The organism is Rhodococcus sp. 1R11 (genome assembly GCF_004563845.1).
Classification (GTDB): domain Bacteria; phylum Actinomycetota; class Actinomycetes; order Mycobacteriales; family Mycobacteriaceae; genus Rhodococcoides.
Window position 1 is genome coordinate 45,556 of the sequence record NZ_SPNG01000004.1, and the last position, 13,093, is coordinate 58,648.

The 13,093-nt window shown below is 64.7% G+C and carries 14 protein-coding genes; 8 read left to right on the plus strand and 6 right to left on the minus strand.

The features are described from left to right. Window positions 1–49: 49 nt before the first annotated feature. From E4P29_RS08130 to E4P29_RS08145, 4 genes are all read left to right on the plus strand, one after another. Complete coding sequence (locus E4P29_RS08130) at window positions 50–826, plus strand: sigma-70 family RNA polymerase sigma factor (protein WP_230591196.1); 777 nt, start codon at window positions 50–52, stop codon at window positions 824–826. Window positions 827–870: 44 nt separating this feature from the next. Continuing rightward, window positions 871–1,158: a mycothiol system anti-sigma-R factor gene (gene rsrA, locus E4P29_RS08135; protein WP_027496522.1), complete on the plus strand. Its 288-nt coding sequence runs from the start codon at window positions 871–873 to the stop codon at window positions 1,156–1,158. A gap of 263 nt (window positions 1,159–1,421) precedes the next feature. After that, entirely contained in the window at window positions 1,422–1,637 is a 216-nt protein-coding gene (locus E4P29_RS08140; protein ID WP_027496523.1) for a biotin/lipoyl-binding carrier protein, read from the plus strand. 21 nt (window positions 1,638–1,658) lie between these two features. Continuing rightward, the gene (locus E4P29_RS08145) at window positions 1,659–3,137 is read left to right on the plus strand and encodes a PAS domain-containing sensor histidine kinase (protein ID WP_135043690.1); all 1,479 of its coding nucleotides are present in this window, start codon (window positions 1,659–1,661) and stop codon (window positions 3,135–3,137) included. Between the two features lie 151 nt (window positions 3,138–3,288). Here E4P29_RS08145 and E4P29_RS08150 read toward each other — a convergent pair whose 3' ends face one another. Both E4P29_RS08150 and E4P29_RS08155 read right to left on the minus strand, forming a co-directional pair. Then, window positions 3,289–3,543, minus strand: a complete 255-nt coding sequence (locus tag E4P29_RS08150; protein WP_032366305.1) for a WhiB family transcriptional regulator — start codon at window positions 3,541–3,543, stop codon at window positions 3,289–3,291. A gap of 266 nt (window positions 3,544–3,809) precedes the next feature. After that, complete coding sequence (locus E4P29_RS08155; RefSeq protein ID WP_027496525.1) at window positions 3,810–4,763, minus strand: diacylglycerol kinase family protein; 954 nt, start codon at window positions 4,761–4,763, stop codon at window positions 3,810–3,812. Between the two features lie 188 nt (window positions 4,764–4,951). On the opposite strand from E4P29_RS08155, the gene E4P29_RS08160 reads away from it, so the two are divergent. Next, on the plus strand, window positions 4,952–5,383 hold the full coding sequence (locus E4P29_RS08160) for a hypothetical protein (RefSeq protein WP_135043693.1): 432 nt from the start codon (window positions 4,952–4,954) through the stop codon (window positions 5,381–5,383). Here E4P29_RS08160 and E4P29_RS08165 read toward each other — a convergent pair. Both E4P29_RS08165 and E4P29_RS08170 read right to left on the minus strand, forming a co-directional pair. Beyond that, the gene (locus E4P29_RS08165; RefSeq protein WP_135043696.1) at window positions 5,380–5,856 is read right to left on the minus strand and encodes a GNAT family N-acetyltransferase; all 477 of its coding nucleotides are present in this window, start codon (window positions 5,854–5,856) and stop codon (window positions 5,380–5,382) included. The genes E4P29_RS08160 and E4P29_RS08165 overlap by 4 nt on opposite strands. Then, entirely contained in the window at window positions 5,853–6,512 is a 660-nt protein-coding gene (locus E4P29_RS08170) for an acid phosphatase (RefSeq protein ID WP_245154217.1), read from the minus strand. Before E4P29_RS08170 ends, E4P29_RS08165 begins: the two co-directional genes overlap by 4 nt. Window positions 6,513–6,708: 196 nt before the next feature. On the opposite strand from E4P29_RS08170, the gene E4P29_RS08175 reads away from it, so the two are divergent. Next, window positions 6,709–8,175: a DHA2 family efflux MFS transporter permease subunit gene (locus tag E4P29_RS08175; RefSeq protein WP_135043702.1), complete on the plus strand. Its 1,467-nt coding sequence runs from the start codon at window positions 6,709–6,711 to the stop codon at window positions 8,173–8,175. Between the two features lie 56 nt (window positions 8,176–8,231). Continuing rightward, window positions 8,232–9,026, plus strand: coding sequence for an AAA family ATPase (locus E4P29_RS08180; RefSeq protein WP_135043705.1), 795 nt, complete (start codon window positions 8,232–8,234; stop codon window positions 9,024–9,026). 38 nt (window positions 9,027–9,064) lie between these two features. Here E4P29_RS08180 and E4P29_RS08185 read toward each other — a convergent pair whose 3' ends face one another. Together E4P29_RS08185 and E4P29_RS08190 are read right to left on the minus strand one after the other, a co-directional pair. Further along, window positions 9,065–10,318 (minus strand): PQQ-binding-like beta-propeller repeat protein, encoded by a 1,254-nt coding sequence (locus tag E4P29_RS08185; protein WP_135043708.1) that lies wholly within the window; start codon window positions 10,316–10,318, stop codon window positions 9,065–9,067. A 9-nt stretch (window positions 10,319–10,327) separates the two neighbouring features. Beyond that, window positions 10,328–11,884, minus strand: a complete 1,557-nt coding sequence (locus E4P29_RS08190) for a DEAD/DEAH box helicase (RefSeq protein WP_245154218.1) — start codon at window positions 11,882–11,884, stop codon at window positions 10,328–10,330. A 413-nt stretch (window positions 11,885–12,297) separates the two neighbouring features. Here E4P29_RS08190 and E4P29_RS08200 point away from each other — a divergent pair, with 413 nt between their 5' ends. Further along, entirely contained in the window at window positions 12,298–13,032 is a 735-nt protein-coding gene (locus E4P29_RS08200; RefSeq protein WP_245154219.1) for a ferritin-like fold-containing protein, read from the plus strand. Window positions 13,033–13,093: the final 61 nt, after the last annotated feature.

Genomic DNA, 13,093 nt, shown 5'->3' on the forward strand with positions numbered 1-13,093 from the left:
GGCAGTGTTGTGACAGGGCAGATACGGATGCAGGCGGAAGGAATGACGAATGGCAGTGCTGACCGCGGGACGTCCCTTGGCGATCAAGGGGGTGATCTCGTCGCAGAAGCCGACTTCGGGCGCGGTAGCCTGGGCGGTGGAAGCTACCGAAGGGATCAGCGTGACAGAAGCCAGGACTCCCACCGAAGCGGACGAGAAGGCGATCGCCGAGCAGCGAGCAGCCGAAACCGAGGCCCAGCTGACCGAACGCTTCGAGCGTGACGCGTTGCCGATGCTCGACCAGCTGTACGGTGCCGCGCTGCGGATGACGCGCAACCCCGCAGATGCCGAGGACCTGGTGCAGGAGACGTTCGTGAAGGCCTACTCGGCGTTCCGGTCGTTCCGTGAGGGCACGAACCTCAAGGCGTGGCTCTACCGAATCCTGACCAACACCTACATCAACTCCTATCGCAAGAAGCAGCGTCAGCCGGCGCAGTACCCGACCGACGAGATCAGTGACTGGCAGCTCGCCGCGACCGCTGAACACACGTCCACCGGACTGCGCTCGGCCGAGGTCGAAGCGCTGGATGCACTGCCGGACGACGACATCAAGGCGGCTCTGCAGTCGTTGCCCGAGGAATTCCGGATGGCGGTGTACTACGCCGACGTCGAGGGTTTTCCGTACAAGGAAATTGCGGAGATCATGGGGACGCCCATCGGAACGGTGATGTCACGCTTGCATCGCGGGCGTAAGCAACTTCGAGGTTTGCTGGCGGGTGTGGCCCGCGACCGTGGATTCAACCGGGACGGCGCAGTCGACCGGCACGAGCAGGAGGTAGTCCAGTGACGCGCACCGGTGATTCCGGCGATGACATCATCGGCGGCGGTTCTGTGGGCGACGGCGGAGCCGACGCCGAATTCGAGCGACTGGATTGCTCGGCCGTGATCGCGGACGTATGGATCATGTTGGACAACGAGTGCGACGAGGCCAGCAGGCAACGGTTGCAGAAGCACATCGACGAGTGCGGATCGTGCTTCGAGGCGTACGGCATCGAGGAGAAGGTCAAGCGGCTGATCTCCCGTAAATGTGGCGGAGATCAAGCGCCCGCCGGGCTTCGCGAACGACTCAGCGTGGAAATCCGACGCACGGTGCTGACCCGTAGCGTCGACTCCGAATAACCTGATCGTACCGACGACGAAGGGCCGAGAAGCAGTGCTTCTCGGCCCTTCGTGGCTGGTGGCAGAACGTCAGCTGTTGGGACGTTTGCCGTGGTTGGCCTTGTTGCCCTTACGAGCACGCTTCTTACGTCCACGCTTTCCCATGATGGGCTCCTCTCGTTTGTTCACTACAGTCTCCCACGTGTGATTGGCTTACTGTGACGGGCATGGTCTCCGGTGTGTGCCCGCCGCGGTTCGAGGTGTCGTGAGAGAGGGGTTCGCCGGTGTCCGAGGATGTTCGTGCGGAGATGGTGTCGACGGTGTTTCAGGTGGTCGTGGCCCGCGGTGATGCCGTCGAGGTCGGTGACACGTTGGTCGTGCTGGAGTCGATGAAGATGGAGATTCCCGTGCTCGCCGAGACCGCAGGCACCGTCACGTCCGTGGACGTCGCAGTGGGGGATGTCATTCAACAGGGCGATCTCATCGCTGTGGTGTCCTGACCGACGGCTGCGTGAGATCCCGTGTCGACCCTCAGTGACCTGCTGGCCGAACACACCGATCTGCCCGGTGCCGCGGTGGACCATCTGCAGCGCGTCGTAGGGGAGTGGCAGCTCCTGGCCGACCTGTCGTTCGCGGACGTGTTGCTCTGGGTCGGTACCGACGATGTCTCGGACGGGTCGGCGGACGTGCTGTGTGTCGCCCAGTGCAGACCCACCACCGCGCCGACGGTGTTCACCCACGACATCGTGGGGACGACCATCTCCGAGTCCGAGCACCCCGAAGTGCTCGTCGCGTTGCAACATCGAAAGATCGTGCAGGGTGGTGTTCTGACCCGCAGCGAGAGCATTCCCGTGCGATGTGGAGAGCACGTCATCGCCGTGCTGACCCGCGACACCAATCCGGCCCAGCTTCGGCCGCCGAGTGCGCTCGAGGTCGCGTATCGGGAATGTGCGGACGATCTGTGCCTGATGATCAGCGAGGGAACGTTTCCGACGCCGGAGGAGCGAACCGACGTCAACTCGTCGCCGCGGGCCGGCGACGGCTTCATCCGCATCGATACCGAGGGACGGGTGGATTACGCGAGCCCCAATGCGCTGTCGGCGTACCACCGGATGGGTTTGACGACGGAACTGTCGGGCCGTGACCTCGCGTCGGTGACGCGGTCTCTGGTGACCGACCCGTTCGATTCGCAAGAAGTGGCCGACCACATCCGGTCGTCACTGTCCGGCAACGTCGGGCACCGAATGGAAGTGGACGCCCGCGGCGCGACGGTTCTGGTGCGCACATTGGCACTGCAGCCGCACGGTCGATCCGCGGGCGCAGCCGTACTCGTCCGAGACGTCACCGAGGTGAAGCGACGCGACCGTGCGCTGCTCAGCAAGGACGCGACGATTCGCGAAATCCACCATCGAGTGAAGAACAACCTGCAGACCGTGGCGGCTCTGCTGAGGCTGCAGTCGCGGCGGCTCGAGAACGAGGAAGCTCGCACCGCGTTGTCCGAATCCGTTCGCCGCGTGACGTCCATCGCGCTGGTGCACGAGATGCTGTCGATGTCGGTCGACGAAGAAGTGGATCTCGACGAGATAGTCGACCGGTTGGTGCCGATCATGCTCGACATCGCCACCGTCAACCCTCGGGTGCGGGTGGTCCGGGACGGCCAACTCGGTGTCTTCTCCGCCGAGCGGGCGACGCCGCTGGTGATGGTGTTGGCCGAGCTGGTGCAGAACGCGATGGAGCACGGGTTCGACGCCGGATCGGTCGGCGTGGTGCGCATCGGTGCCGATCGTTCGTCGAAATGGCTCGACGTCGTCATCCACGACGACGGTCGCGGATTGCCCGCAGGGTTCTCGTTGGAGCGTTCGGACGGACTGGGGCTGCAGATCGTACGCACTCTGGTGTCGGTCGAACTGAACGGTTCTCTGGGCCTGCATCCGGCTCCTGGAGGTGGCACCGACGCCATGCTGCGAGTGCCACTGGGCCGTCGGGTGCCGCGAGCCTGACGGGCCGCTCGTGAACAGTGCGTTACGAACCGGCCGCACTGTGACGTGAGAACGCCCGATCTGTGGAAGCGCCCGCTATGCAGTCCGACATGCAGAAGGCCCGGTATCCGCTGAGCGGATACCGGGCCTACCGAGTGTTGTGTGTCTGCGTCTAGACGGAGCTACGTGCGCGCGTACGTGCGTTGCGTCGCTTGAGTGCACGGCGCTCGTCTTCGCTCATTGCGCCCCATACTCCTGCGTCCTGGCCGGATTCGAGTGCCCAGGACAGGCATTCTGCGGTGACGGGGCACCGAGTACAGACGACTTTGGCATCGGCGATCTGCGCGAGCGCCGGACCACTGTTTCCCACCGGGAAAAATAGTTCCGGATCTTCATCGCGACAAATTGCCTTGTGGCGCCAGTCCATCCTCTGCTCCTTACCGGGCGCCGAAGCGCCGTTTCGTTTCTCTTCTGTTTCACGAGTGGGTAACCAATGTTTCCGCACTGTTGCTTGTGAATGCTTTCACGAACTCAGGTGAAGTCAAGGGATACGCGCGTGACCGTGGTCAAGCTCACTCTGTTAGGCTCGCTTTAGCCTTCTGCGCTCCTTTGTACCCCGACTCGGCAGATATTGCTCGTGATTTCGCAGGAAATTGCCCATCGAGCATCTTCGCGCGCAGGTCACAGTGGGTCTCACGTGACGGGCGCGACAACATCCAATGCGTCGGGAGTCGAGAAGAACTCCGCCTCGGTGCGTTCACCCAGATAGTCTCCGTCCATCTGCAGCCCCATCGGTTCTGCAGACGTAATTCGAACACTCGGGACGTCGTCGACTCGAATCAACTTGCGAGACTTCGGTTCTGCACCTTTGGCCAACAGCTGACGCGACACCCGCAGCGTGGGGAACAACGCCGTCGAGCGCATCGCGAACACACCGAGACCCGAATCGAAAGCGGTCCCGGGATTGGTATGGACCGGACGATCGTTCAAGAAGGTCCACGGACTCGAGTTCGACACGAACGCATAGTGCACGTTCTCGAACGGATCCCGACCGGGAACCTCCACCGTCAGCTGCGCCGGACGACGCTTGTGCTTGAAGAACTCCTGCACCGAGAACCGGAGATAACGCGTCGCCGACACCGGCGTACCGTCCTTCCGGCTCGCATCGATGGCCCGACACACTTCAGCGTCCAAACCCATCCCGGCATTGAACGTGAACCACCGGTTGTCGCAATGCCCCAGACCGACCGTCCGCCGCGCCCGCGCGTCCAGCAGACCGATCAACTGATTCGTGGCCGCTACCGGATCTGCCTCGATTCCGAGAGAGCGGGCGAACACATTCGCACTACCACCGGGAACGACCGCAATAGGCGGAATCGCGCCGATCGTCACCGCCTGCATCGACGTCGGCAACGGAACCCCGAGCAAACCGTTGATGACCTCGTTCACCGTGCCGTCACCCCCGTGAACGATCACCAGGCCCACCCCGTCCTCACGGGCACCACGAGCCAACTCCGACGCATGATCACGATGCGTCGTCTGCGCCACCGTCACCCGCAACCGACTCGACAATGCATGAGCCAACAGATCCCGAGCTGCAGCCGTCGTAGAAGTCGCATTGGGATTGACGATCAGCAGCGCACGCACAGGAACAAACACTAACCGGGCGGCTCGGCGGACTCCACCGGCACCACCCGGGTCGCTCCGCAGGCTCCACCGGCACGCCCGGGTCGTTCCGCAGGCTCCACTCCCGCCCCCCGGGTCGTTCCGCAGGCTCCACTCCCGCCCCCTGGGGCGTTCCGCAGGCTCCACTCCCGGTTGCCTAGGCTGGTCCCGTGTCCACCCAACCCGAGAACCTCACCCCACCGGCCACTTTTCGATCCGCCGGGGTCCTCGTCGCAGCACAAGGTGCCGTCTCACTGGTCGCGGCCTTCGTTCTCGTCGTGCGCGCGGTCTCCGGAGAGGGCGACAACGCCGTCGCCAACGGATACGGCACGGCCGGGTGGTTCGGGGTGCTGGGCCTCGGCGTCGGCGCTGCGGGCGTCGCCCTGATTCTCGGCAAACGGTGGGGGAGGGCACTGGCAACCGTCGTACAGCTGCTGCTGCTTCCGGTCGTCTGGTCGCTGCTCACCGGTTCATATCAAACCGTCTACGGCGTCGTTCTGGGAATCGTCGTGGTTGCCGTGCTGGTGCTGCTGTTCAGTCCACCCTCGTCGCAGTGGATGGCGGCCGAGTACAGCGACGTCGACGACGAACCGCGTCTCTAGGAAGCTTTCGCTGCCAGGTCCGTCAGGGCACCGTCGGTCAATCGGAATGTGGTCCACTCGTCCTGAGCCTGCGCGCCCAACGCTCGGTAGAAGCCGATCGACGGGGTGTTCCAGTCCAACACCGACCAGGTCAGTCGCGTGTAGCCGTTGGTTTCGCACTCGGCCGCCAACGCTGCCAACAGTGCGGTTCCGAATCCATGGCCGCGTGCGTCCGGCTGCACGTAGAGGTCTTCCAGGTAGATTCCGTTGACCCCGTCCCAGGTGGAGAAGTTCAAGAACCACAGAGCGCATCCCACGACCACGCCGTCGTGCTCGGCGACGTGCGCGAAGACCGACGGATTCTCACCGAACAGAGCCGACCGAAGTTGGTCGTCTCGGACCGTGCACAACGAGGACGCCTTCTCGTACTCCGCCAGTTCGTGGACCAGCCCGGAGATGGCGGATACATCGTGTTCGGTGGCGCGTCGGATCATCGTGGACCTCCGGTCGGGTCGGTACCGATCGAGCGATCGGTGGCTGCAGAGAGGATCGAGGGATGAACATTGTGGGCGATGAGCTGTCGAAAGGAATGCTCGAAACCGAGCAGTGAGTAGGCGGCCGGGGACAGCGCGAAGCGCTTCCCTTCGGTGATGGACGCTTCCGTCCAGCCGGCGATCAGTGCTCTCGAGAAATGGCCGTGTCCCACCAGCACCACGTCCCGGCCTTCGAGCAATGGAAGAACAACGGACAACACCAGTTCGACACGAACAGCGATGTCGCCGATCGACTCTCCGCCCGGGCACGGGTGCGTCCAGACGGTCCAGTGCGGCACTGTCTCGTGGATCTCCGACGACGTGATCCCCTCGTAGTCTCCGTAGTCCCACTCCGACAGCGCGTCCCATGTCCGATCGATCTCGAGCCCCGCGAGATCGGCTGTCCGACGGGCCCGTTCGCGCGGGCTGCTGATGACAGCCGGGTCGCGCAGATTCAGCAGAGTCAGCAGTGAGCCGGCCTCGACCGCCTGCTGCTCACCGTGGGCGGTGAGTGGAACATCGGTGTTTCCGGTGTGCTTACCTGCGAGGGCCCATTCGGTTTCCCCGTGACGGAGTAGAACGACTCGGCCGGCCTCGACGGCTCCGTGGTTGGTCATGCACACGATCATGCCTGCCGGTCGAGTGTGGGCTTCGTCATACCGAACCGGTGGATGTGTCCGAAAACGCGATTGAGTCCAGACCTACCGGACGGTTATTCTCTTCTGGATCTTCACCGTCGCAGGCAACGCAGTCCTGCCCGTCAGTGTGCTCACTGCATTGACCTCGTAGCTCTTCTCATCGATCTGGAGAACAATGACCGACTTGCAGAAGCCCGCGCCCTCCGGTGCCCCGGAGAAGCTCGACGGAGCGTTGCTGAAGATCGCCGGTGTCGTCGTTCTCGGCGCGATCATGTCGATTCTCGACGTCACCGTCGTCAGCGTGGCCTTGAGGACGTTCACCGACGTGTTCGAGACCACGTACGCAAATGCGGCCTGGACGATGACCGGCTACACCCTCGCGCTGGCCACCGTCATCCCGCTGACGGGCTGGGCTGCGGACCGTTTCGGCACCAAGCGTCTGTACATCACCGCACTGGTGCTGTTCGTTCTCGGTTCGGTGCTGTGCAGTTTTGCCTGGGATATCACGTCGTTGATCGTGTTCCGGGTACTGCAGGGCCTCGGCGGAGGCATGTTGATGCCGCTGGGTATGACCATCATGACGCGTGCCGCCGGCCCCGAACGGATCGGCCGGGTGATGGCCGTGCTCGGCGTGCCGATGCTGATCGGGCCCATCGCGGGCCCCATCCTCGGCGGGTGGCTGATCGAGGCCGCGAGCTGGCACTGGATCTTCCTCATCAACTTGCCGATCGGCATTCTCGCGCTGATCGCCGCAATCGTGATCTTTCCGCGAGACAATCCGACCCCGTCGGAATCGTTCGACTTCCGCGGGATGCTGATGCTCTCGCCCGGTCTGGCCCTGTTTCTCTACGGTGCGTCGTCGGTCGTCGAAACCGAGACCGTGCTGGCCGTAAAGGTGCTCGTTCCGGTCGTCGTGGGACTGGTGCTGATCGTGTTGTTCGTCTTCCACGCTCTGCGCGTCGAGCATCCGTTGATCGACCTGAGGCTCTTCCGGAACCGCTCACTCACCGTCGCAGTCATCACGACCACCTTCTTCATGGTCGCGTTCATGGGCGCAGGCTTGCTGTTTCCCAGCTACTTCCTGCTCCGCGGCGAATCCACGCTGTCGGCCGGGCTGCTTCTTGCACCGCAGGGTATCGGCGCGATGATCGCCATGCCTATCGCCGGAGTGATCGCGGACAAGACCGGTCCAGGACGAATCGTGCTGATGGGCATGGTGCTCATCACCGCAGGCATGGCGGTGTTCACCCAGGTCGGCACCAGCACGTCGTACACGTTGCTGATCGGAGCCTTGTTCGTCATGGGGCTGGGGCTCGGCTCGACGATGATGCCCATCATGACTGCTGCGCTGCAGACGTTGACGAACGAAACCGTCGCTCGCGGTTCGACATTGATGAACATCGTCCAGCAGGCCGCAGGATCGATCGGCACCGCGCTGATGTCGGTGGTGTTGACCGCGCAACAGAAGCCGGCGCTGACGGCCTCGAACCCCCTCGAAGCATTCGACATCTCGGCGCGCGCGTTCGGTACCACCTTCATGGTCGCGTTGGTGCTCATCGTCATCACGTTCGTGCCCGCGTTCTTCCTGCCCCGAACCAAACACGTTTCTCAGGAATCCGCGCCGCCGATCGTGATGCACTGACGCGCCCGGAACCGACAAACCTCGCTCGAGCGGCGAATCTAGGCAAGGATCAGGGCGTGACGACAATTCTCGCGGTAGCGAATCAGAAGGGCGGCGTGGCCAAGACCACCACGGTCGCCTCACTGGCAGCCGCGCTGCACGCTCTCGACCGACGTGTCCTGGTGGTCGATCTCGATCCGCAGGGATGCCTGACGTTCTCGCTCGGACACAACCCGGACAAGCTCGACTCGTCGGTACACGAGGTATTGACCGGGGACGCACAGGTCGAGGACGTACTGATCGAGACCGCAGAGGGGATCGTGCTGTTGCCGGCCACGATCGACCTCGCCGGAGCGGAGGCGCTGCTGCTGATGCGCGCCGGTCGAGAGTTCGCGCTCAAACGTGTTCTGGCACCGATTCTTCAAGACTTCGACGTCGTCATCATCGATTGCCCACCCTCGCTCGGGGTGCTCACCCTCAACGGTCTCACTGCCGCGCAATCGGTTCTGGTCCCGCTCCAGTGCGAGACGCTCGCTCACCGCGGCGTCGGACAATTGCTGAGGACGGTGTCCGAGGTGCAGCAGATCACCAACCCCGACCTTGCGCTGCTGGGTGCACTGCCCACCCTGTTCGATGCTCGGACGACCCACAGCCGAGACGTGCTCGGAGATGTTTCCGACCGGTACGCGCTGCCGGTCCTTGCTCCGCCGATCCCCAGGACGGTGCGTTTCGCGGAGGCGAGTGCATCCGGCGCAACGGTGCTGTCGGGCCGAAAGAACAAGGGCGCGCAGGCGTATCGCGAGCTGGCCGAGAACTTGTTGGCCCACTGGGAGGGCGCAGCAGAGCTGAAGACGTACGACCCCGCCGAGTAGCTCCTCCGATTCGGCCGTCCTCGATCAGCCGTCCCTGATCAGCCCAGCGCGACCACGTCGGACCCACGCTGCTCGACGACGACATCGCCGATCACAGAGGTCTGCACCGGCCCGTCGTAGTTGCCGCGATCGACCGGAATTTGGGCAAACACGGTTCCGGTGGCCGGGTCGAGCACTGCGATCGCGCCGGGCACCGGAAGCAGTAGCCTGCCGGCCATGACGGCACCGCTGCCGAGGGCCCCGGGTACGGACCACGCCGGTGCCAGGTCCGCGGAGTTCAGTGCCTGTACTCCCGATCCGGTGAACCAGGTGAACACCGAACCCTGTTTCGTCGCGGGCAAAGGGGGCGGTGCAGATGCGGGGTCGATGCCCGCAGGAAGTGGGAACTCGGCGATGGACGTGGCGGTGTCGTCGTAGAGCGCGACGCGCGCAGGGGCCCCGTTTGCTGCCGGAACATAGAGCGCGACAAGGCTTCCCGTCAGAGCCAGGACGCGTCCGGATGTCGGCTCCTGCGCCGAGGTGACGAGATCCGGGACCACCGAAGATCCGTACTCCTCGGGCTCGCTCGCATCTTTGGGGGCAGGGTTGAGCAGAGACAGTCGTGCGGCCGGCTCACCCGGGCACTGTTCGAGCACTGCCGTCCGCGAATTGGACGACGCGGTGGACAGGAGCGTGCATCCGCTTCTCGGCTGAGTACCCGGGTTGACCGGAGCATCGACGCGCCCGAATTCGAGTGTGCGGACCATGTCCGAGCGCCACAGTTCCATCCGAGTGTCGCCTCGCGAGGTCACGTAGGTGCCGTCGGACGAGAGGTACACCGCGTCGTCGGCATCGGAGGTGCGCTGCGCCTTACGAACGCCCGTCGATCCGTCGAGCGTGGTCACCTGCGAGCAACCGCGGTCGTCCCGGTACACGGAGACGGCAGTGTTCCAGGAAGCGATCACCGAGCACAGGGGTAGGTCTCGCGAATACGACCACGCCTGGTCGCCGGAACGGGGGTCGTGGCCGACGACCGATCCGCCGTCGGCGGTCACGACGGTCGAACCGGTCACGACCGGAACCGGCGTACGTGCCGAATCGGTCGCCGGACTCGGTGCACGCCACAATTCGGACAGGGTGGCGGGCACGGAGGCGGCCGACTCGGACGGGGCGAGAGGCTCGTCGGCAGTGATGGAGGTAGTGCCCCGAGCGTCGCCGGTGAGCCAGGCGACGCTCGCGGCCACGATCAACGTCACCGCGATGACTGCCGCGACGACGAGATCGGTTCTCGACCTACGTTCTGGAGCCAGCACGGCTGGAGACTACTCCGACGCGCTCGCCGTCGACGGCCCGGTCTCGGCGGACGATCCGCTCGTGCGGCGACGTCGTCGGCGACGCGGAGCGGTCTTGGTCGACGATTCCGAAGTCGACGAATCGGTCGACTCTGCCTGTGCTGCAGCGGGATTCGCGGTCGAGACGGAAGCGCTGGTCGAGTCGGCCGAGGTCGAGGCCTGGTCGCCGTCCTGTCCTGCGCGGGTGCGCCGGCGGCTGCGTGAGCGGCGCGGCTTGCTCGGTGCAGACGGCTCTGCCGACGGGGTTGCGGAGTCGGCGTCGGGGGTCCGGTCGGCGGCCTGCTCAGCGGATCGCGCGGGTGCCGCCTTACGTACGGTGCCGGTCGCATCGGTGGGGATATCGAGCTCGGCGAACAGATGCGGCGAGCTCGAGTAGGTCTCGACCGGATCAGGCATACCCAGGTTCAGAGCCTTGTCGATCAGCTGCCAGCGCGGGATGTCGTCCCAGTCGACGAGGGTGACGGCGATACCGGTGCGCCCCGCACGGCCGGTACGGCCGATGCGGTGGACGTAGGTCTTCTCGTCTTCGGGGCACTGGTAGTTGATGACGTGGGTGACGTCGTCGATATCGATACCCCGGGCCGCGACGTCGGTGGCGATCAGCACGTCGATCTTGCCGGTGCGGAACGCCTTGAGAGCCTTCTCGCGTTGGACCTGGCCGAGATCTCCGTGGACCGCGCCGACGGAGTAACCGCGCTCGGCGAGCTCGTCGGAGACCTTCTGCGCGGTGCGCTTGGTGCGAGTGAACACCATCGTCGCGCCGCGCCCTTCCGCTTTGAGCACCTTGGCGACCATCTCGACCTTGTCGAGTGCGTGCGCCCGGTAGACGTGCTGGGCGGTGCGATCGTGGACGGCGGAGGACTCCGCCTCTTCGGCCCGGATGTGCGTCGGCTGTGTCAGGAAGGTGCGGGCCAGCGTGATGATCGGGCCGGGCATCGTCGCAGAGAACAGCATCGTCTGACGCTTGTCGGGGACCATGCCCAGGATGCGTTCGATGTCGGGAAGGAACCCGAGGTCGAGCATCTCGTCGGCCTCGTCGAGAACCAGAACGCCCACTTTGCCGAGGATCAGATGGTTCTGTTTCGCGAGGTCGAGCAGACGGCCGGGGGTGCCGACGACGACGTCGACGCCGTTCTGGAGCGCGCTGATCTGAGCTTCGTACGGGCGGCCGCCATAGATGGAGAGAACCTTCACCGGGCCGTTCGCGCCGCTGAGGTACTTCGACGCGTTCTCGAGGTCGGAGCTGACCTGAACGCACAGCTCACGGGTCGGCACGATGATCAGCGCGCGTGGCGTGCCGTCGAGGGGTGTCGTCCCCGAATTCTCCGTCGCGAGACGATGCAGAAGGGGCACGCCGAAACCGAACGTCTTGCCCATGCCGGTCCTGGCCTGGCCGATGAGGTCGTCGCCTGCGATGGCCAGTGGAAGCGTGAGCTCCTGAATGGCGAAGGTGCGCTCGATGCCCATGTCGGCAAGTGCACGAACGATGTCGGCGTCGACGTTCAGTTCGGCGAACGTCGGTGGCACGTGCGTGTCGTCCAGTTGGGCCGACAGGGTCGTGTCGCCGGTTTCGGATTCTTGGTCTACGACTATCTTGCTCAGGGGACTGGCCTTCCTCGTGGTCGAACGTACGCACAAGGAAGGGCACAGGCCTATTGCCGGCCGAAGTCGATGCCCTCAATCCGATGTGATGTCGCCGTCAGCCTCAGCGCGGCCGCGAACTGTGACATTCGCTGCGGCGAAGCTCTCGAGGCGACCCGGATCAGGTGCGCACACATTATCGATGATCGCCGCATCGGCTTTCGGTCCGTGTGACAGGTCCGCGAGCAACGATCGACACCATGGTAGCTTGCCCGGCCCGATTCGCCACGGTCGACAGGTCGCGGCAGGTGCGACGCGCCCCGCGACGGGGCGTCGGACACGGGTCTACGATTCGTGGAATGGGAGCCCATTCGTCGGAGTCGTCGTCGCCCGCAGTTGCATCCACCGCCGTCGTCGGGTCGAGCGAGCCGGACAGGGGGGAGCCCGCGATCGCACACGATCACCCGGGCGTTCCCGACTTGTTCGCCGTGCTCGCCTACGGCGAGATCTCCGCGTTCTACCGCTTGGCGGAGGACGCTCGAATGGCTCCGTCGATGGAGGGGCGGGTGGCGCTGGCGAGTATGGCTGCCGCCGAGATGAGTCACTTCGAGACGTTGGAACAGGCGTTGTCCAACCGTGGCCTCGACGTGTATTCGTCGATGGATCCGTTCGTGCGGGCACTGGACGAGTACCACGCCTCCACCACGCCGTCGACCTGGTTGGAGTCGCTGGTCAAGGCATATGTGGGCGACGGAATCGCCGCCGATTTCTACCGGCAGATCGCGCACAGCCTCGCCCCCGACGTCGCGGAGATCGTCCGCGACGTGTTGGCCGAGACCGGGCACTCGGAATTCGTCGTCCACGAGGTGTCCGAACGGGTCCGGGCGAGCTCCCAGGACAAGGCACGCCTGATGTTGTGGGGGCGTCGACTGCTCGGCGAGGCGATCACACAGGCCCAGTTCGTGCTCGCGCAGCGCGAGTCACTCACCGATCTCGTCATCACCGCGTCCGGCGATCTCAACGGGGTCGTCGCGCTGTTCGATCGCATGCAAGAGCAGCATGCCGAGCGGATGTCCTCGCTCGGGTTGGACTGATCGGCTCGATCGAGCACCGGGCGGGGCCGGTCACTGGCGGTGTTCGCTGACAGCACAGGCC